General features: G+C 59.7%; 15 protein-coding genes. 6 read left to right on the forward strand and 9 right to left on the reverse strand.

The features are described from left to right. Positions 1–48: 48 nt before the first annotated feature. The 8 genes from CKW17_RS25950 to CKW17_RS25985 form a co-directional block, all read right to left on the reverse strand. The gene (locus tag CKW17_RS25950; RefSeq protein WP_007910115.1) at positions 49–1,971 is read right to left on the reverse strand and encodes a PrkA family serine protein kinase; all 1,923 of its coding nucleotides are present in this window, start codon (positions 1,969–1,971) and stop codon (positions 49–51) included. Between the two features lie 297 nt (positions 1,972–2,268). Beyond that, the gene (gene glpE / locus CKW17_RS25955; protein WP_016983139.1) at positions 2,269–2,598 is read right to left on the reverse strand and encodes a thiosulfate sulfurtransferase GlpE; all 330 of its coding nucleotides are present in this window, start codon (positions 2,596–2,598) and stop codon (positions 2,269–2,271) included. A 33-nt stretch (positions 2,599–2,631) separates the two neighbouring features. Continuing rightward, positions 2,632–3,513 carry a symmetrical bis(5'-nucleosyl)-tetraphosphatase gene (locus tag CKW17_RS25960; protein WP_095122612.1) on the reverse strand — a complete coding sequence of 294 codons (882 nt, stop codon included), beginning with the start codon at positions 3,511–3,513 and terminating at the stop codon, positions 2,632–2,634. Next, positions 3,513–3,893 carry a Co2+/Mg2+ efflux protein ApaG gene (gene apaG / locus CKW17_RS25965; RefSeq protein WP_095122614.1) on the reverse strand — a complete coding sequence of 127 codons (381 nt, stop codon included), beginning with the start codon at positions 3,891–3,893 and terminating at the stop codon, positions 3,513–3,515. The genes CKW17_RS25960 and apaG overlap by 1 nt, the downstream gene beginning before the upstream one ends. A 113-nt stretch (positions 3,894–4,006) precedes the next feature. After that, entirely contained in the window at positions 4,007–4,825 is an 819-nt protein-coding gene (gene rsmA / locus CKW17_RS25970) for a 16S rRNA (adenine(1518)-N(6)/adenine(1519)-N(6))-dimethyltransferase RsmA (protein ID WP_095122616.1), read from the reverse strand. Further along, positions 4,822–5,811 (reverse strand): 4-hydroxythreonine-4-phosphate dehydrogenase PdxA, encoded by a 990-nt coding sequence (gene pdxA / locus CKW17_RS25975; RefSeq protein ID WP_095122618.1) that lies wholly within the window; start codon positions 5,809–5,811, stop codon positions 4,822–4,824. Before pdxA ends, rsmA begins: the two co-directional genes overlap by 4 nt. Continuing rightward, positions 5,808–7,124: a peptidylprolyl isomerase SurA gene (gene surA / locus CKW17_RS25980; RefSeq protein WP_141234595.1), complete on the reverse strand. Its 1,317-nt coding sequence runs from the start codon at positions 7,122–7,124 to the stop codon at positions 5,808–5,810. The genes pdxA and surA overlap by 4 nt, the downstream gene beginning before the upstream one ends. Beyond that, entirely contained in the window at positions 7,105–9,906 is a 2,802-nt protein-coding gene (locus CKW17_RS25985) for an LPS-assembly protein LptD (protein ID WP_095122620.1), read from the reverse strand. The genes surA and CKW17_RS25985 overlap by 20 nt, the downstream gene beginning before the upstream one ends. Positions 9,907–10,036: 130 nt before the next feature. Here CKW17_RS25985 and CKW17_RS25990 point away from each other — a divergent pair, with 130 nt between their 5' ends. Genes CKW17_RS25990 through CKW17_RS26000 form a run of 3 tightly spaced genes read left to right on the forward strand, consistent with a single transcriptional unit; the run spans position 10,037 to position 12,493 of the window. Next, positions 10,037–11,056, forward strand: a complete 1,020-nt coding sequence (locus CKW17_RS25990; protein WP_095122622.1) for an aminoglycoside phosphotransferase family protein — start codon at positions 10,037–10,039, stop codon at positions 11,054–11,056. Further along, entirely contained in the window at positions 11,053–11,724 is a 672-nt protein-coding gene (murU, locus tag CKW17_RS25995) for an N-acetylmuramate alpha-1-phosphate uridylyltransferase MurU (RefSeq protein WP_095122624.1), read from the forward strand. The genes CKW17_RS25990 and murU overlap by 4 nt, the downstream gene beginning before the upstream one ends. A gap of 1 nt (position 11,725) precedes the next feature. Beyond that, a complete protein-coding gene (locus tag CKW17_RS26000) occupies positions 11,726–12,493 on the forward strand; it encodes a TerB family tellurite resistance protein (RefSeq protein ID WP_095122626.1) in 768 nt (255 codons plus the stop codon). Between the two features lie 123 nt (positions 12,494–12,616). On the opposite strand, the gene CKW17_RS26005 is transcribed toward CKW17_RS26000, so the two are convergent. Further along, positions 12,617–13,600: an alpha/beta hydrolase family protein gene (locus CKW17_RS26005; protein ID WP_095122628.1), complete on the reverse strand. Its 984-nt coding sequence runs from the start codon at positions 13,598–13,600 to the stop codon at positions 12,617–12,619. A gap of 73 nt (positions 13,601–13,673) precedes the next feature. Between CKW17_RS26005 and CKW17_RS26010 the strand changes: the two genes are divergently transcribed. The 3 genes from CKW17_RS26010 to CKW17_RS26020 all read left to right on the forward strand — a co-directional run bounded on the left by CKW17_RS26010 (position 13,674) and on the right by CKW17_RS26020 (position 18,303). Continuing rightward, entirely contained in the window at positions 13,674–16,070 is a 2,397-nt protein-coding gene (locus tag CKW17_RS26010; RefSeq protein ID WP_095122630.1) for a PAS domain S-box protein, read from the forward strand. Between the two features lie 113 nt (positions 16,071–16,183). Next, entirely contained in the window at positions 16,184–16,825 is a 642-nt protein-coding gene (locus tag CKW17_RS26015; protein WP_176470121.1) for a response regulator transcription factor, read from the forward strand. Between the two features lie 353 nt (positions 16,826–17,178). Further along, positions 17,179–18,303, forward strand: coding sequence for an ABC transporter ATP-binding protein (locus CKW17_RS26020; protein ID WP_038363353.1), 1,125 nt, complete (start codon positions 17,179–17,181; stop codon positions 18,301–18,303). Positions 18,304–18,323 lie beyond the last annotated feature (20 nt).

The raw sequence follows: 18,323 nt of genomic DNA on the forward strand, positions 1-18,323 counted from the left end.
GTTACGCGCTTTGTTCTTGCAGCTCGTAGCTGGAAGCTTGCTGCTGCTTCACTGCGACTTCCGGACCCGTAGGTACCATTCGGACAGCAGTCGTACCTGTTTGTCGGTATAGCCACGTTCGACCATGCGAGTGACGAAATCGTTGTGCTTCTGTTGGTCCTCCTTGCTGGCCTTGGCGTTGAAGCTGATGACCGGCAGCAGATCCTCGGTGTTGGAGAACATTTTCTTCTCGATGACCACCCGCAGTTTTTCGTAGCTGAGCCAGGTCGGGTTCTTGCCGTTGTTGTTGGCCCGTGCGCGCAATACGAAATTGACGATCTCGTTGCGGAAATCCTTCGGATTGCTGATGCCGGCCGGTTTCTCGATTTTCTCCAGTTCTTCGTTCAGCGCGACGCGGTTGAGGATCTCGCCGGTTTCCGGGTCGCGGTATTCCTGATCCTGAATCCAGAAGTCGGCGTACAGCACGTAGCGGTCGAAAATGTTCTGGCCGTACTCGCTGTAAGACTCGAGGTACGCGGTCTGGATCTCCTTGCCGATGAATTCGATATAACGCGGTGCCAGGTATTCCTTGAGGTAGCGCAGATAGCGCTCGCGGGTTTCGGCCTGGAACTGTTCCTGTTCGATCTGCTGTTCCAGCACATAGAGCAGGTGCACCGGGTTGGCGGCGATTTCATGCGGATCGAAGTTGAAGACCTTGGAGAGGATCTTGAACGCGAAGCGGGTCGACAGACCGTTCATGCCTTCGTCAACACCTGCCGAGTCGCGGTATTCCTGAATCGACTTGGCCTTCGGATCGGTGTCCTTGAGGTTCTCACCGTCGTAGACGCGCATTTTCGAATAGATGTTGGAGTTTTCCGGCTCCTTGAGGCGTGACAGGACAGTGAACTGCGCCAGCATTTTCAAGGTATCCGGCGCGCAATGCGCCTTGGCCAGGGAGCTGTTGAACAGCAGTTTGTCGTAGATCTTCACTTCGTCACTGACGCGCAGGCAGTACGGCACTTTGACGATGTAGATCCGGTCGATGAACGCTTCGTTGTTCTTGTTGTTGCGGAAGGTGTGCCATTCCGATTCGTTGGAGTGGGCGAGCAGGATCCCGGTGAACGGAATCGCGCCGAGGCCTTCGGTACTGTTGTAGTTGCCTTCCTGAGTCGCGGTCAGCAACGGGTGGAGCACCTTGATCGGTGCCTTGAACATTTCGACGAATTCCATCAGGCCCTGGTTGGCCCGGCACAGCGCACCGGAGTAGCTGTAGGCGTCGGCGTCGTTCTGTGGGTATTCCTCGAGTTTGCGGATGTCGACTTTACCGACCAGGGCGGAAATGTCCTGATTGTTCTCGTCACCCGGTTCGGTCTTGGCGACGGCGATCTGGTTGAGGATCGACGGATACAGTTTGACCACGCGGAACTGGCTGATGTCGCCACCGAATTCGGCCAGGCGTTTGGTCGCCCATGGCGACATGATGGTGTTCAGGTAGCGCCGTGGGATACCGAAGTCTTCTTCGAGGATCGCGCCATCTTCGGTGGCGTTGAACAGACCCAGTGGCGATTCGAATACCGGCGAGCCCTTGATCGCATAGAAGGGCACTTTTTCAATCAGTTGTTTCAGCTTCTCGGCCAAAGACGATTTACCACCGCCGACAGGGCCGAGCAGATAAAGGATCTGTTTCTTCTCTTCCAGGCCTTGGGCGGCATGGCGGAAATACGAGACGATCTGGTCAATGCATTCTTCCATCCCGTGGAAGTCTTCAAAGGCCGGATAGCGACGGATCACCTTGTTGGAGAAGATGCGTGACAGCCTCGAGTTGGTCGAGGTGTCGAGCAGTTCCGGCTCGCCGATGGCCAGTAACAGACGCTCGGCAGCGGAAACGTAGGCGCTACGGTCTTTCTTGCACAGCTCCAGGTACTCTTGCAGTGAGAGTTCTTCCTGGCGTGTGGACTCGAAGCGTTGTTGGAAGTGGCTAAAGATACTCATGACGTCACCTCGCTCGATACGTGGAGCCGACGCCGGATCACTCAGTCGATGCTGGCAAACAACCGTTTTGGCGGCTGTTTGTTTACCCCCCAGAACACTTTCACGATCGACAATCGTGAAAGTCACTCCCGATGACCCGTGCGCCGGTGTACCGGCTCTCCCCTGATTTGGATGGCCTGGGCTTAAGGATAGTTGGGAATTCGGGAGGTAAAGGCGAGATACGTAATTAGTTGTGGCAAGACCGTTCGTCTGCCCGCGCAGGCCCACGGAAGCCGGGGCCTGCGCGTGACAAAAAAATTATTCGGCGGTGCCTTGCGCAGTTTCCGCAGGATAAGTCGTACGCCACAGTTCGAAGCCGCCGTCCATGCTGTAAACGTCGGAGAAGCCTTGGCTGATCAGGTAGGCCGCAGCACCCTGGCTGGAGTTGCCGTGGTAGCAGACGACCACGGTCGGTGCATCAAGGTCAGCGCCTTGAATGAAAGCGTGCAGGGAATGATTGTCCAGATGCTTCGAGCCGCTGATGTGCAGGGCAGCGAAAGTCGCCGGGTCGCGTACGTCGACGACGACGGCACCTTGTTCACGCAGGGCCTGGGCCTGTTCCGGGGGGATTCGTTTGAATTCGCTCATGGCGGGTTCCTGTTGCTCGGCTGAAAGCGCAGTCTAACGCGGTGCGCTGACTGGCGAAGTTTGGGGGATAAGTGGTGCGACAGTTGGCGCGAGGCCGCCGTGTTCATCGCATTTGCATGACAGCCGTTCGCCGCTGTCGACATTCATCAGGGTCAGGCTGCCGCCCCAGACACAACCGGTGTCCAGCGCCGAGATACCTGGCTCATGGATATTGCCTTCGAGTGCCGCCCAGTGGCCGAAGATGATTCGCAAACCTTTCGTCTTGCGCTCTTTATGCTGGAACCACGGTTTGTAACCGGCGGGCGCGGTGTCGAGGCCTTCCTTGCTCTTCAGGTCGAGCTTGCCTTCGGCAGTGCAGAAGCGCATCCGCGTGAAATAGTTGGTGATGACGCGCAGGCGGGTCACGCCTTTAAGGTCGTTGTCCCATTTCGCCGGGTCGTTGCCGTACATGCCGTCGAGGTACGCAGGGAACAGATTGTCGTCACGCAGGGCCGATTCGACTTCGGCGGCGCACTTCAGTGCGCGGCTCAGCGACCATTGCGGTGGTATGCCGGCGTGGACCATGGCGACATCGCGCTGCTCGTCGTAGTGCATGAGCTTTTGTTGGCGCACCCATTCCAGCAGCTCGGCACTGTCCGGCGCTTCGAGAATCTCGCGCAGGGTGTCGGACTTCTTCAGGCGCTCGATGTTTTTAGCCGCAGCCAGCAGGTGCAGATCGTGGTTGCCCAGCACGCAGACCAGCGATTCACGCATGCCATACAAAAAGCGCAGGGTGTCCAGTGACTGCGGGCCACGATTGACCAGATCACCGACCAGCCATAGCCGATCGAGTTTCGTGTCGAACGCTACTTGCTTGAGCAGGCACTTGAGTGGTTCGAGGCAGCCTTGCAGGTCGCCAACGGCATACGTTGCCATCAGTGCAGGGCTCCTGGCACCGCCAGGCGGAAAGGTTTGATGATGGCGTCGAAATGTTTACCGTCAGTGGCGACCATTTCATAGGTGCCCTGCATGGTGCCGACCTTGGTGGTCATCACTGTACCGCTGCTGTAGGTATGACTCTGGCCAGCATCGATCAACGGTTGCTGACCCACCACGCCGGCGCCGCGCACCTCTTCGACATGGCCGTCGCCATCGGTGATCACCCAATGCCGTGACATCAGGCGTGCGGGTTGCTCGCCATTGTTCTGCACAGTGATGGTGTAGGCGAAGGCGAAGCGGTCGTGCTCGGGTTGCGATTGGTCTGCCAGATAGCGGGTAACGACGCTGACATCGACCTGGTAACGGGAATCGGACATGCAAGGGGCCTTAAACGAAGCGGAACGCGGGGCGTAGCTGATGGGGAATCAGTCTAGGCAAGTATCGGGCAGTAAACCAGAGTGGCGTCCTGCCCGATAGCGTTCATCGTTTATCAGTCGGCGGCGGGGGAGGCCGGGACTTGTACCGCGAGCTGGTCGGCCAGACGTACGAACGCGGCCAGATCCAGTTGCTCCGGACGCAGGCTGCCATCGACGCCGGCGGCTTCGATTTCAGCGTTGCTGAGCAATTGCTTGAGGGTGTTGCGCAAGGTTTTACGACGCTGGTTGAACGCTTCGCGGACGACTCGCTCCAGTAGCTTGTGATCCTTGGCCGGGTGCGGCAGTACCGCGTGCGGCACCAAGCGGACGATCGCCGAGTCGACCTTCGGCGGCGGGTTGAACGCGCCCGGGCCAACGTTGAACAGGTGCTCTACGCGGCAGTGGTACTGAACCATGATCGACAGGCGACCCCAGTCACCACCGCCAGGGCCTGCGGCCAGACGCTCGACCACTTCCTTCTGCAGCATGAAATGCATGTCGCGAATGATGCCGGCGTTGTTCAGCAGGTGAAAAATCAGCGGCGTCGAGATGTTGTACGGCAGGTTGCCGACCACGCGCAGGCTGTTCGGCGCGGCGTTGAGCGTGTTGAAGTCGAACTTCAGTGCATCGCCCTGATGCAGGTTGAAATTGCTCTTGCCGGCAAACTGCTGGTTGAGGATCGGGATCAGATCCTTGTCCAGCTCCACTACGTCGAGTTGCGCGCCGGAGTTGAGCAGGCCGGCGGTCAAGGCGCCCTGGCCCGGGCCGATTTCCAGCAGGCGGTCTTCAGACTTGGCGCTGATGGAACGCAGGATACGGTCGATAACGCCGGCATCGTGCAGGAAGTTCTGGCCAAAGCGTTTGCGCGCCTTGTGTTGGTATTGCTCGGTCATAAACGGGTCTCGGCCATCTGGTAGGCGGTTTCCAGGGCGACTTGCAGGCTGCCGGTGTCGATCTTGCCGCTGCCGGCCAGATCCAGGGCGGTGCCGTGATCGACCGACGTGCGGATGATCGGCAGACCAAGGGTCACGTTGACGGCAGCGCCGAAGCCTTTGTACTTGAGCACAGGCAATCCCTGGTCGTGGTACATCGCCAGCACTGCGTCGCAGTGCTCCAGATATTTGGGGGTAAACAGAGTGTCGGCAGGCAGCGGGCCACGAAGGTCCATGCCCTCGCCGCGCAGGCGCTCTAATGTCGGTTCAATGATGTCGATTTCTTCATGGCCCAGGTGGCCGCCTTCACCGGCGTGCGGGTTGAGTCCGCAGACGAGGATACGTGGCTGGGCGATGCCGAATTTGTTTTGCAGGTCGCTGTGCAGAATCCGTGTGACCCGCTCCAGCCGTTCTGGCGTGATCGCATCGGCAATCTCGCGCAGGGGCAGGTGAGTGGTGACCAGTGCCACGCGCAAGCCACGGGTGGCGAGCATCATCACCACTTGGGCGGTGTGAGTCAGGTCGGCGAGGAATTCGGTGTGTCCGGAGAACGCGATGCCCGACTCGTTGATCACGCCCTTGTGTACAGGGGCGGTAATCATCCCGGCGAAGTCGCCGTTGAGGCAGCCGTTGCCGGCGCGGGTCAGGGTTTCGAGGACGAACGCAGCGTTGGCCTTGTCCAGTTGCCCGGCAACCACGGGGGCGCTCAGCGGCGTATCCCAGACATACAGGCTGCCTGCGGGTGCCGGGGCGTCCGGCCAGTGATTCGGGCCGATATCCAGCAAGTTGACGGCCAGCCCCAGCTGCGCGGCCCGCTCGGTGAGCAGGTCGCGGCTGGTGATGGCAATCAGGGGATGTGGCTGGGTTTGCGAGGCGAGCAGCAGGCACAGGTCGGGACCGATGCCGGCTGGTTCGCCGGGTGTCAGCGCGAAACGCTTGGGTTTCACTGCGCTGCCTGGTCTGCACCAGGGAGTTTGATCTCTACGTACGCTTCGTCACGGATCTGACGCAGCCAGGTTTGCAGCTCTTCGTCGTATTTGCGGTTACGCAGTACGGTCATGGCTTGCTGCTCGCGGGCTTGTTCGGTGCTGTCAGTGGCACGACGGCCAAGGACTTCCAGAACGTGCCAGCCGTATTGAGTCTGGAACGGCTTGGACAGCTGACCTTGTGGGGTCTTGGCCATCACTTCGCGGAACTCCGGAACCAGTGCATTCGGATCGATCCAGTTCAGGTCGCCGCCGTTGAGCGCCGAGCCCGGGTCTTCTGAGTAGTTTTTCGCCAGAGTGGCGAAGTCTTCACCGGCCACGATGCGTTCATACAAAGATTGAACCAGCGCTTTGGTTTTCGCTTCATCACGAATCGGGCTTGGCTTCACCAGAATGTGACGAACATGCACTTCGTCACGCATTTGCGCTTCGCCACCACGCTTGGCCAGCAGCTTGAGGATGATGAAACCACCCGGTGTGCGTGCAGGTTGAGTGATGTCGCCGACGGCCATGCTGCTCAGCTCGCGGTCGAACGGCGGTGGCAGTTGCGCGGCTTTACGCCAGCCCATGTCGCCGCCTTCCAGAGCGTTGTCGCTGCCGGATTTGGCAACGGCCATCTGGCCGAAGTCAGCGCCTTGCTTGAGCTGCTGGTAAACCTCCATGGCCTGACGGGCAGCACTCTGAATCGCGTCAGAGTTGGCGCTTTCCGGCGTCGGGATCAGGATGTTGGCCAGGTGCAGTTCTTCGGACAGTTGCATTTTGCCCAGGTCGGAGGCGAGGAAGTTTTTCACTTCCTGTTCGGAGACCTGAATGCGTTCTGCCACGCGACGCTGACGCACACGGCTGATGACCATTTCGCGTTTGATCTGGTCACGGGCATCGTCGTAGGACAGGCCGTCGCGAGCCAGAGCAGCACGGAACTGCTCAACCGTCATGTTGTTGCGCTGAGCAATGGTACCGACTGCCTGGTTCAATTCTTCATCGGTGATGCGGATGCCGGAACGCTCGCCAATCTGCAGTTGCAGGTTTTCGACGATCAGGCGCTCAAGCACCTGTTGATCCAGCACGCCAGGAGGCGGCAAACCGCCGCCACGCTTGGCGATGGTCTGCTGCACTTCGTGGACGCGCTGGTCCAGTTGGCTCTGCATGACCACATCGTTGTCGACGATCGCTACCACTTTGTCGATGGATTGAACTGCGGCGTTAGCCGCAGTACCCAGGAACAGCGCGCCCAGCATCAGCGGGCGCAGACAATCAGAAAGCTTGGTCTTCACGTTCACGATAACCTTGAATGCCTTTGTCGAGGAAGCTCTCTACCTTGGCGCCGGTGAGGCCGCCGAGTCCCTTCAGAACAATTTGGAGGAAGACGCCATGGTCGCCTTTTTCGTTTTGCGGAGCTTCCTGACTGAACTCGTCGTAGGAAACCCAGTAACGGTTGATCAGGCGCAGTTTCCAGCAGCAGTTGTCGTACTCGAAACCACCGAAGGCTTCCAGCGTACGGTTGCGGTTGTAGTCGTACTGCCAGCGGCTGATCGCGTTCCACTGCGGAACGATCGGCCAGATGACCGAGAAGTCATGCTGCTGGATCTTGTAGTAGTCCTTCACGTAGCCAGGTTGGCCAGGAGTGCCGTAGTCACCACCACCCACCGACCATTTACCGGTGTTCTGGTCGTAACGAACCTGGTCGTTGCGATAGCGATAGCCGGCGTTGATAACCTTGTTCGGGTTGTCTTCAGGCTGGTAGTGGAACATCGCACTGCCGGAACGCGGGCTGCGGCTGTCCGGATCCCAGTTGTAGTCGGCAGTGGTGCGCCAGTCGCGGTTCCAGCGGTATTCGTATTCCAGTGCATATGGCGAAACGTTGGATTTCGCGTCGTCACGATCGTTGAAAGCGATGCCAGGTAATTGAACCTTGCGATCCTTGAAGTACAACGCCTGACCAACACTGATGCGTTGACGTTCGAAACCGTCGTCTTCGATCCAGCGGCTGGTCACGCCCAGCGACAGTTTGTTCTCGTCACCGACACGGTCGGAGCCGGAGAAGCGGTTGTCACGGAACAGCGATGCATAGTTAAAGGTGTATTCGCTGGTATCGAACACTGGAATATCTTCCTGGTCGACCTCAGGTACATAGAGATAGAACAGGCGTGGTTCCAGGGTCTGGCGGTAGTTTTTGCCGAAATACTGGGTATTGCGGTCGAAGTACAGGCCGCCGTCGATGCTGGCGATCGGTACACCACGGTTCTGGTTGCTGTCGAACTCACCGTTGAGTTTTCTCTGCTCTGCAGTCATCGCATCGATCTGCGATTTGCCGGTGTTGTCCAGGTCAAGCTGATACTGGGTGTACTGATACTTCAGCGATGGCTTCAGGAAGCCATAAGTCCAGTTCATCGGCAGGCTGACACCCGGCTTGAGATTCAAGCGGTCGCCATTGGCGCGTGCCAGACCCGTAATGTTGTTGTCCAGGCGCGACTCGGTTGTAACGCCGTCTTCCTGTACAAAAGTGCCACTTCTCAGATCACGGTCGAAACGGACCAGCTCAGTCTCGTAATCGAAATTCAAGCCTTCCGGGTGATACGGCAGTTGACCGTTGAAGGTGATCTGCGGCAAACGACCATACGGTGTGATGTTCGAAACGGTAGCCAGTTGGTACTGCTGAGCATTCAGCCGAGCCGTGTAGCTGTCACCACGATAGGTAACCGAACCCTGCTGATTGACGAAGTCTTCGGATTTCACACCAATCTGATCGGTCTGCAGATCCTGGAAGTAATAAGGATCGCTGATCTTGGTGTAGTCAACCTGGGTGAGCACGCGGGAGTCCAGACCGCCCTTGTGCTGCCAGTTGTACATGTAGCGAGTCTCGTTGTAGTCGGACTGACGCTTGCGATCATCGTCTTCGTCATTGAGATACGCCGCACCGAACTGACCTTCACTCGACTTGGTCAGGTAACGGAATTCGCCTTCCACCAACATGCCACGCTTGCTCATGTAGCGCGGGTACAACGTGGCGTCGTAATTCGGTGCCAGGTTGAAGTAGTACGGGGTCACCAGCATGAAGCCGGTATCGCTGCCGCTGCCGATGGTCGGCGGCAGGAAGCCCGACTGACGACGATCGTCGATCGGGAAATAGATGTACGGCGTGTACAGAATCGGAATGTCTTTTACGCGCAACGTCACGTTGGTCGCGGTACCGAAACCGGTAGCCGGGTTCAAGGTGATGTTGTTGCCCTTGAGCTGCCAGGCGTTGCTGTTCGGTTCGCACGTGGTGTACGTGCCGTCCTTCAGGCGGATGATCGCGTTTTCCGCACGCTTGGCGTACAGCGCGTTGCCGCGGATACGCGATTTGTGCATCACGTATTCGGCGTTGTCGACTTTGGCTTCACCGGTGTCGAGCTGCACATCGGCGTGGTCGCCAACGATCAGCGCGCCGTTGTCGCGGATGCGCACATCGCCATTGAGTTCGGCGCGGCTCTCGGCCTGATACAGGCTGGCCTCGTCGGACTCGACCTGCATGCTGCCCTGACGCAGGACGACATCGCCGGCCAGCGTACCGACTTGATCATCGGTGTTATAGCGCGAGGCTTTTGCGCCGATAAAGGTCGGAGCATCGCTTTTGTTCGTCTTGTCATTCATGCCAGGACGAATCGGTTCGATATAGGCACCAGAGCAGTAAGGCCCGGTCTCGGCCAATTGGGCGGCGGTGAGCTTCTCGCGCGGAACCCAGTCGAGGTGACTGAAGTCTTCGCTACGGGATTTCAGACCGCGGCCCTTGGCTTCGGTGACCAGCGCCGTTTTAGGCGCTGTGTCGGCAACCGAACCGGTCTCGGTCGCGGCTTCGCCAGTGGCGCTGACGGCACTGCCGTCATGCACCGGGCGCGGCGGCAACGCAGCAGCGGTTGATTTGGGCGCACAGGCCCAACCACCCGAAGCCGAGACGGAGCAGTCATACTGCTCGGCGGCAACAACGAATTGACTGGCCAGAGGTTGCATAGCCAGCAGACTGCCGGTTACCAACAACGGAAATTTTTTACGAAACGCGGGGGATTTCAATGCCATCTTATTAGTCCGGGCTTCCTGCGTGCCATCTGCCCGCGGTGTGGGCCGCACGCCTCTCGATGGTCTGAAAAAGATGCTGGATAATAAAGCATGACCCGCTTGACGGCTAGCGCCGTCGGAGACCCTTGCAATGCCTGACCAAGATGTACGCTTGCAACACCTGAAAGTTTGGCTCGATGAGCAGTTGGCAAACCTGTTTGCAGATCAGGGCTGGGGCGCCGTGCCCCCGGCCACGTTGACTGCGGCCAGCAGCGACGCGAGTTTTCGCCGTTACTTCCGTTGGGAAGGTGAGGGTCGCAGCTTCGTCGTGATGGACGCGCCGCCGCCCCAGGAAAACTGCAAACCGTTCGTGGATATCGCTTTTTTGCTGGCGAAATCCGGAATAAATGTGCCGAAAATTTATGCCGAAGACCTCGAACGCGGTTTTCTTTTGCTCAATGACCTGGGCAACAAGACCTATCTCGACGTGATGGATGGCGAGAATGCCGACGCTTTGTTCGACGATGCCCTGCAAGCGCTGCTGGCTTTTCAGCAGTTGCCGATGGTCGCGCCGTTGCCGAGTTACGACGTGGCGTTGCTGCGCCGTGAACTGGAACTGTTCCCCGAGTGGTACGTGAAGCGTGAGCTTGGCATCGAGTTCGACGCGACCCAGCAGCAACAATGGCAACACATCAGCGACCTGTTGATCGACAGCGCCCTTGCGCAGCCGAAAGTGCTGGTGCACCGCGACTACATGCCGCGCAACCTGATGCTCAGCGAGCCGAATCCCGGTGTGCTGGATTTCCAGGATGCGGTCTATGGTCCGGTGACCTACGACGTGACCTGCTTGTTCAAAGATGCGTTTCTCAGCTGGCCTGAAGAACGCGTACGCGGCTGGCTGGAAAGTTACTGGCAACAAGCCTCGGCGCTGAACATCCCGGTGCAGCCGGACTTCGAAGACTTCCTGCGCGCCAGCGATCTGATGGGCGTGCAGCGTCACCTGAAAGTCATCGGCATCTTTGCGCGCATCTGTCACCGCGACGGCAAGCCGCGTTATCTGGCCGACGTGTCGCGTTTCTTCTCTTATATAGAAGCGGTGATTGCGCGTCGTCCGGAACTGGCGGAACTGCAAACGCTGTTCACCAGCCTGCGGGGTGGAGCGACGGCATGAAGGCAATGATTCTGGCGGCAGGCAAAGGCGAGCGCATGCGCCCGCTGACCCTGACCACTCCGAAACCGCTGGTGCGTGCCGGCGGCGTCCCGCTGATCGAATATCACCTGCGCGCCCTCGCGGCCGCGGGGTTCAACGAGATCGTCATCAACCACGCCTGGCTCGGCCAGCAGATCGAAGATTACCTGGGTGACGGTTCGCAGTTTGGCGTGAGCATTCAGTACTCGCCGGAGGGTGAACCGCTGGAAACCGGCGGCGGGATTTTCCGTGCGCTGCCGCTGCTCGGCGATGATGCCTTTCTGGTGGTCAACGGTGATATCTGGACCGATTACGATTTCAGCGTGCTGCACCAGCCGATCAACGGGCTCGCGCATCTGGTGCTGGCGGACAACCCGGCGCATCACCCGAGTGGAGATTTCACTTTGGTCGATGGCAAGGTGCACGACGGTCAGCCGGACGCTGCAACCCTGACCTACAGCGGCATCGCGGTGCTGCATCCTCAGTTGTTCGACGGCTGCGCCGACGGTGCTTTCAAACTGGCACCGCTGTTGCGCAACGCCATGGCGGCTGGCGAAGTCACGGGCGAGCGTCTGAAAGGTCACTGGGTCGATGTCGGTACGCACGAGCGTCTGGCAGAAGCTGAAACCTTGATAGAAGCGAGTCGCTGACATGTTGTGGCCAGGGACTCTGATTGGAGCCGGAGCGGGTTTTGCGATTGCCAGCATTCCGGGGGCCATGCTTGGGGCATTGTTGGGGCAAGCGCTGGATCGGCGTTTGCACTTGCAGAGCTGGGGGCACTTGCGGGAAAAGCTCGGCGGTCGGCCGATGCTGCGCAACGACGAACTGTTGTTTGTGTTGCTCGGACGTCTGGCCAAGAGTGATGGTCGGGTCACCGACGGCCATATCCAGCAGGCGCGCAACGAGATGCGTGCGCTGGAGATGAGCGAGCCGGCGACGCGTCGGGCGATTGCCGCGTTCAACCGTGGCAAGTCCGGCAGTGACAGTCTGCGCGGTTATCTGCGCCGCCTCAGCACCCAGCCGCATGCCGCCGAAGGTGTGTTGCGCGCCTGTTGGCGGATGGTCTGGGCCGATGGTCGCGCGGGCGTCAGTGAGCGTGAGTTGCTGGCGCAGTGGGGCAAGTGGCTGGGCTGGACGACACATCAGGTGCAGGCATTGGCCAGTGATTACGAGCCGGGTAAACGACCGATCGTCAGCGCCGCGGTGAGCTATCAGGAGGCGATGCGTTTATTGGGCGTGTCCACGTCCAGTGAACCGGCGCAGATCAAACGGGCCTATCGACGCCTGCTCAGTCGTCATCATCCGGACAAGATTGCCGGGACGGGGGCGACGCCAGCGCAGGTGCGTGAAGCAACCGAGAAAACCCGCGAGTTGCACAGTGCCTACACGTTGATTCGTGAGCGGCGGGATTTTCGCTAGTCGTTAGAGGTGTAGCGACTGCGCTGGCCCCTTCGCGAGCAGGCTCGCTCCCACAATGGATTGTGTACGCAGATCCAATGTGGGAGCGAGCCTGCTCGCGAAGGTGGCGACGCGGTTTACCGATCAGTCAGGGTTCTGCGGATTCAACCAGCCACGCACCCGGCGGAACAACTGTTCCTGTTCAGCCTTGTTATCCGGCAAGGCCTTGAGCGCGACCTGGCTGAACGCCGAGGTCTTCAAGCGCTTGCTCGCTTGCATGCGCTCCAGCGCTGCGTTGCGATCCAGCGGCTTGTCCATGTAGAAAATATCCACGGTCGGCAATTTCAGCGTCGGCGTCAGTTCTACCAGCGCCGGTTTGGCCTTGGTTGGTGTCTGCACATCAACCATGACGAACTTTTCGACCTGCGAAGTTTGTTTTTCGCTCAAGTAGCGCGCGGCCCAATAGGCACCGGTGCCGTGTCCGAGCACGACTATGCTGCGCGCGCTCTGCTGCTCGGCGTAGGCAATCGCCGCGTCGATGCGCGCGAAGATTCGTTCGGCGTCAGCCTTGGATTGTTCTTCAGTGGTTTCGGCGACCACTTGATCCGCCACTTCGGCTTCACCACCCGCCGCCTGTTCGATTGGCTGTGCAGTGGTGGCGTCCTTGCTGCCGCTTTCCGGTGCCTTCGGCGCTGCAGCTGCTTCGACGACGCGCGGGGCAATGGTATCGCTTTGCAGGTCAGGCAGCGTGATGCTCAGGCTGCTCCAGTCGGCGTTTGGCAGTTTTTGTCGCAATGGGCCGATTGCCTGCGGCCAGTCAGCGGTTTCGCCGGCGCCGGGGATGATGATCACCGCGCCTTTGGGCTCGGCAGTGTTGGCCGGTTTCCACAGGGCGAGAAAGGTGTCGCTGCCGGCCTGCAACTGTTGCTGTTCTTGCGCCGGGACTTTACGTTCCAGTGCGGCGGCCTCTTCCTGACTACGCTCAAGCAGTGGCTGGCGTTCGGCCGGTTTTTCTTCTGCTGGTTTTTCCGCCGCAGGGGTGGGGTCGGCGGCGTTGACGGAAAACGCACAAGGCAGGAGCAGCGACAGGCACAATGCTGGCATTGCCAGGCGGTAAACAGAGGGCATCGGTTATTCCAGGCCAGAAAGTATCCCGGCAGCCTAATGGGTTGGTCAGTATTTGTCAGTGTATGAGGCTTCAATGAAGCGATTTTGCTGCCTGTGGGTTATCGGCTGTTTATGGTTTCCCTTGATGGGCTGGGCGGCGCCTGCGCCCCCGGCGCATGTTGCGCAATTGTCGGCGGGCCAGCAGCAATGGCTGGCGCAGCACAATGAATTGCGCGTCGGCCTGGTGTTGCAAGCGCCGTACGCGCTATACGACCGGCGCTTGCAGCGGTTGTCGGGGGCCAACGTCGAGCTGATGAAGTTATTGGCCAAGGCGCTCAATGTCGAATTGAGCTGGCGCAATTTTCAGGATCTCGCGCAATTGGAAACCGCCGTGCGTGAGGGCGAGATCGATATCGCTCCGGGCCTGAGCCAGACCCCGAGTGCGCTGCGCCTGTGGCAGTTCTCCGATCCTTACATGCGTGTCCCACAACTGGTGGTCAGCGATCAGAAAGCCAGTGGCGTGGTCGATCTGGAGAAACTCGACAGCCAGACCCGCGTCGCCGTGCGCATGCCCAGCAGCACCGCCGACTATCTGCGCGGCAACTATCCGCATCTGAATCTGCAAGGTGTGCCGCTGGAGCGTCAGGCCTTGCAGTTGCTGTTGAGTCAGCAGGCCACTTACGCCGTGGTCGATGAGGCGCAGCTCGGACGCTTGTCGGTAGAACCGGAGTTCGCCGAACTGGTGGTGGTTGGCGATATTGGCCTGCCGCAACTGCTGCGAGTCGGCTCACGCCGCGATTGGCCAGAGTTGGCTGGCATCGTCCAAAGCGCCTTGCGTGCAATCCCGGCCAAGGATCTGGAGCAATTGCACAGCCAATGGCTGCAACCGAAATATCCGCGGCTGTCGGAGTCGCCGGGGTTCTGGCAGAACCTCAGTCTGTTGTTCGCGGTAATGCTGCTCAGTTGTGTCGCGATCGTATTCTGGCAGCGCCGCCAACAGCACAGCCTCGAACAGCGGCTGCTGGCCGCCCGGGAAGACATCGCCTTGCGCGCGGCCAGCGAAGAAGCGCTGCGGTTGACGCAGTTCTCCATCGATCAAAGCACTGTCGGCATCCTCTGGGTCAACTGGGACAGCCATGTGCGCTACGCCAATCGTGCGGCGGAAGTCATGCTCGGTTATCCCTCAGGTGGATTGATCGAGCGCCCGCTGATCGACTTCGAACCGGGGCTGCACATGGACCGCTGGCTCAATCTGTGGAAGCGCGCGCGGGCCAGTGAAGAAGGGCCGCTGAGTTTCGAAACCAGTTGCGTGCGCGCCGATGGCAGTGTCTTGCCGGCGGACGTTTCGCTGAGTTTTCTGCGTTTTCGCGACAGCGAATATCTGGTGGTTTACCTCACAGATGTCACCGAGCGCCGCCGTGCACTGGCGGCGTTGCAGGAAAGCGAGGCGCGCCTGCAAGGTATCGCCGCCAACGTGCCGGGGCTGGTGTTCCGTCTGGAGCGTGCGCCAGTGACCGGGCAGATCGACTTTGCCTACATCAGTGAAGGCAGTGAAAGTCTGGTCGGCTACGCACCGGCCGCTATCGCGCATCGCGACATGGGTCTGCGCAGCCTGGTGCATCCCGACGACAAGGCCAGTTATCACCAAACTCAGGATCAGGCGCTGGACACCGACAGCGATTGGTCATGGCAGGGCCGAATCCTCACGCGTCAGGGCCAGCAGCGCTGGGCCGAGATCAAGGCGATCACCCGGCAACTGGAGGATGGCGCCTACGTGTGGGACGGCATCGTCTGGGACATCACCGAGAGCAAGCGTATCGAGCTGGAGCTGGCCGCCTCCCGTGAGCAACTGCGCGAACTGTCGGCGCACCTTGAGAGCGTGCGCGAAGAAGAGAAGGCGCGAATTGCCCGCGAGGTGCACGATGAGCTGGGGCAGATGTTGACGGTGCTGAAACTGGAGACATCGATGTGCGAATTGGCCTACGCGCAACTCGATCCGGGGCTGAACGAGCGGTTGAACAGCATGAAGCGCCTGATCGCCCAGCTGTTCCAGTTGGTGCGCGATGTGGCGACGGCATTGCGTCCGCCGATTCTCGATGCCGGGATTGCGTCGGCGATCGAATGGCAGGCGCGGCGTTTCGAGGCGCGGACACAGATTCCGTGTCTGGTGCAGGTGCCGGACAATCTGCCGGCGCTCAGTGATGCCAAGGCGATTGGGTTGTTTCGGATTTTGCAGGAGGCGCTGACCAATGTGATGCGCCATGCCCAGGCGCATACTGTGGAACTGACGCTGGCGCTGGAAGGCGACGAAGTGTGTCTGACGGTCAGTGATGATGGCGTAGGATTTGTCGCCGCTGCCGGTCGGCCGACTTCGTTTGGACTGGTGGGCATGCGTGAGCGGGTGCTGATCATGGGTGGACGGCTGACGCTGGAGAGTGAGCCGGGGGAGGGCACCAGTCTGGTGGTGCGGGTGCCGGTGAGTGAGGTCTGAGGGTCGGGTGGTGTTGATGCTGGCCTCTTCGCGAGCAGGCTCGCTCCCACCTTGGAATGCATGTCCTTGTGGGAGCGAGCCTGCTCGCGAATTTCGGCGTCTAAACAAGAGCAATGGAGAAAAACGTGATCCGTGTACTGGTAGCCGAAGACCACACCATCGTGCGCGAGGGCATCAAGCAATTGATCGGCCTGGCCAAGGATCTGCAAGTGGTGGGCGAGGCGAGCAATGGTGAACAACTGCTCGAGACCCTGCGCCATATTCCGTGCGAAGTGGTGCTGCTCGACATCTCCATGCCAGGGGTCAATGGCCTCGAAGCAATTCCGCGCATCCGTGCGCTGAACAATCCGCCGGCGATTCTGGTGCTGTCGATGCACGACGAAGCGCAGATGGCCGCGCGGGCGCTCAAGGTCGGCGCGGCCGGGTATGCGACCAAGGACAGCGATCCGGCGCTGTTGCTGACCGCCATTCGCAAAGTCGCGGCGGGTGGGCGTTATATCGATCCGGATCTGGCGGACCGCATGGTCTTCGAGGTTGGCCTGACCGATGCGCGGCCGCTGCATTCGCTGCTGTCCGAACGCGAGTTCTCGGTGTTCGAACGCTTGGCCCAAGGCGCCAACGTCAATGACATCGCCCAGCAACTGGCCCTGAGCAGCAAAACCATCAGCACCCACAAGGCGCGGCTGATGCAGAAGCTCAACATCACCTCGCTGGCCGAACTGGTCAAATATGCGATGGAACACAAACTTCTCTAACAGTCACCGTGATCAAAATTGTAGGAGTGAGCCTGCTCGCGATAGCGGTGGATCATTCACTGAAGTGTCGGCTGATCCACCGGTATCGCGAGCAGGCTCACTCCTACAAGGGACCTCCTCAGCCTTCGGGAAATGTGGGCATATCCATTAGCGACACGCGCTTTTGCTTGTTCTTGCAGCCTGCAGCTCAACCCTCTTCACTGCCTTATCCATCAGCGCCATCCTTGTAGGGCAATCCCTACCCCCAACCTTCCATCCGGCTGAGGCGATTCTCTCCTGCGCCCCGATTTGCGTGGCCGTCAGCAACCACTAGGCTTAATCCACAAGCAGTCATCAACAACAAAGGTGTGGGTATGAGCCAGGTCGATACAAACGCAGGGGCCAGTGATGTGCTGGTCAGCTTTCGTGGTGTGCAGAAGAGCTACGACGGCGAGAACCTGATCGTCAAAGACCTCAACCTGGACATTCGCAAAGGCGAATTTCTCACCCTGCTCGGGCCGTCCGGTTCCGGCAAGACCACCAGCCTGATGATGCTCGCCGGGTTCGAAACACCGACCGCCGGCGAAATTCTGCTGGCCGGGCGCTCGATCAATAACGTGCCGCCGCACAAGCGTGACATCGGCATGGTGTTCCAGAACTACGCGCTGTTCCCGCACATGACCGTGGCGGAAAACCTCGCGTTCCCGCTGACCGTCCGTGGCCTGAACAAAAGTGATGTCAGCGACCGCGTGAAGAAAGTCCTCAGCATGGTTCAGCTCGATGCGTTCGCTTCCCGCTATCCAGCGCAGTTGTCCGGTGGTCAGCAACAACGTGTGGCATTGGCCCGCGCGCTGGTGTTCGAACCGCAACTGGTGCTGATGGACGAACCCCTCGGCGCCCTCGACAAACAACTGCGTGAACACATGCAGATGGAAATCAAACACCTGCACCAGCGCCTCGGCGTGACCGTGGTCTACGTGACCCACGATCAGGGTGAAGCGCTGACCATGTCCGACCGCGTCGCAGTGTTCCATCAAGGCGAGATCCAGCAGATCGCCCCACCGCGAACCCTTTACGAAGAACCGAAAAACACTTTTGTCGCCAATTTCATCGGTGAAAACAACCGCCTCAACGGCCGCTTGCTCAGCCAGAGCGGCGAGCGTTGCGTGGTCGAGTTGGGTCGTGGCGAAAAGGTCGAGGCGCTGGCGGTCAACGTCGGCCAGACCGGCGAACCGGTAACCCTGTCGATCCGTCCGGAGCGCGTCAGCCTCAACGGTTCGAGCGATCAATGCGTTAACCGCTTCTCAGGGAGGGTGGCGGAATTCATCTATCTGGGCGACCACGTCCGGGTGCGCCTGGAAGTCTGCGGCAAGACCGACTTCTTCGTGAAACAACCGATTGCCGAGCTCGATCCAGCGCTCGCGGTCGGCGACGTGGTTCCGCTTGGCTGGCAGGTCGAGCACGTACGCGCACTCGATCCTCTTCTAGAGGCGAACTGATCGCCCCGGCAATACCAACA

The sequence above is a fragment of the Pseudomonas sp. Irchel s3f10 genome, assembly GCF_900187515.1.
GTDB classification, from domain to species: Bacteria; Pseudomonadota; Gammaproteobacteria; order Pseudomonadales; family Pseudomonadaceae; genus Aquipseudomonas; species Aquipseudomonas tensinigenes.

What these genes read in the sequence shown, in the direction of transcription:
- CKW17_RS25950 (WP_007910115.1), bottom strand. Translation starts at nt 1,971, where the DNA reads ATGAGTATCTTTAGCCACTTCCAACAACGCTTCGAGTCCACACGCCAG.
- glpE (WP_016983139.1), bottom strand. Translation starts at nt 2,598, where the DNA reads ATGAGCGAATTCAAACGAATCCCCCCGGAACAGGCCCAGGCCCTGCGT.
- CKW17_RS25960 (WP_095122612.1), bottom strand. Translation starts at nt 3,513, where the DNA reads ATGGCAACGTATGCCGTTGGCGACCTGCAAGGCTGCCTCGAACCACTC.
- apaG (WP_095122614.1), bottom strand. Translation starts at nt 3,893, where the DNA reads ATGTCCGATTCCCGTTACCAGGTCGATGTCAGCGTCGTTACCCGCTAT.
- rsmA (WP_095122616.1), bottom strand. Translation starts at nt 4,825, where the DNA reads ATGACCGAGCAATACCAACACAAGGCGCGCAAACGCTTTGGCCAGAAC.
- CKW17_RS25985 (WP_095122620.1), bottom strand. Translation starts at nt 9,906, where the DNA reads ATGGCATTGAAATCCCCCGCGTTTCGTAAAAAATTTCCGTTGTTGGTA.
- CKW17_RS25990 (WP_095122622.1), top strand. Translation starts at nt 10,037, where the DNA reads ATGCCTGACCAAGATGTACGCTTGCAACACCTGAAAGTTTGGCTCGAT.
- murU (WP_095122624.1), top strand. Translation starts at nt 11,053, where the DNA reads ATGAAGGCAATGATTCTGGCGGCAGGCAAAGGCGAGCGCATGCGCCCG.
- CKW17_RS26000 (WP_095122626.1), top strand. Translation starts at nt 11,726, where the DNA reads ATGTTGTGGCCAGGGACTCTGATTGGAGCCGGAGCGGGTTTTGCGATT.
- CKW17_RS26005 (WP_095122628.1), bottom strand. Translation starts at nt 13,600, where the DNA reads ATGCCCTCTGTTTACCGCCTGGCAATGCCAGCATTGTGCCTGTCGCTG.
- CKW17_RS26010 (WP_095122630.1), top strand. Translation starts at nt 13,674, where the DNA reads ATGAAGCGATTTTGCTGCCTGTGGGTTATCGGCTGTTTATGGTTTCCC.
- CKW17_RS26015 (WP_176470121.1), top strand. Translation starts at nt 16,184, where the DNA reads ATGGAGAAAAACGTGATCCGTGTACTGGTAGCCGAAGACCACACCATC.
- CKW17_RS26020 (WP_038363353.1), top strand. Translation starts at nt 17,179, where the DNA reads ATGAGCCAGGTCGATACAAACGCAGGGGCCAGTGATGTGCTGGTCAGC.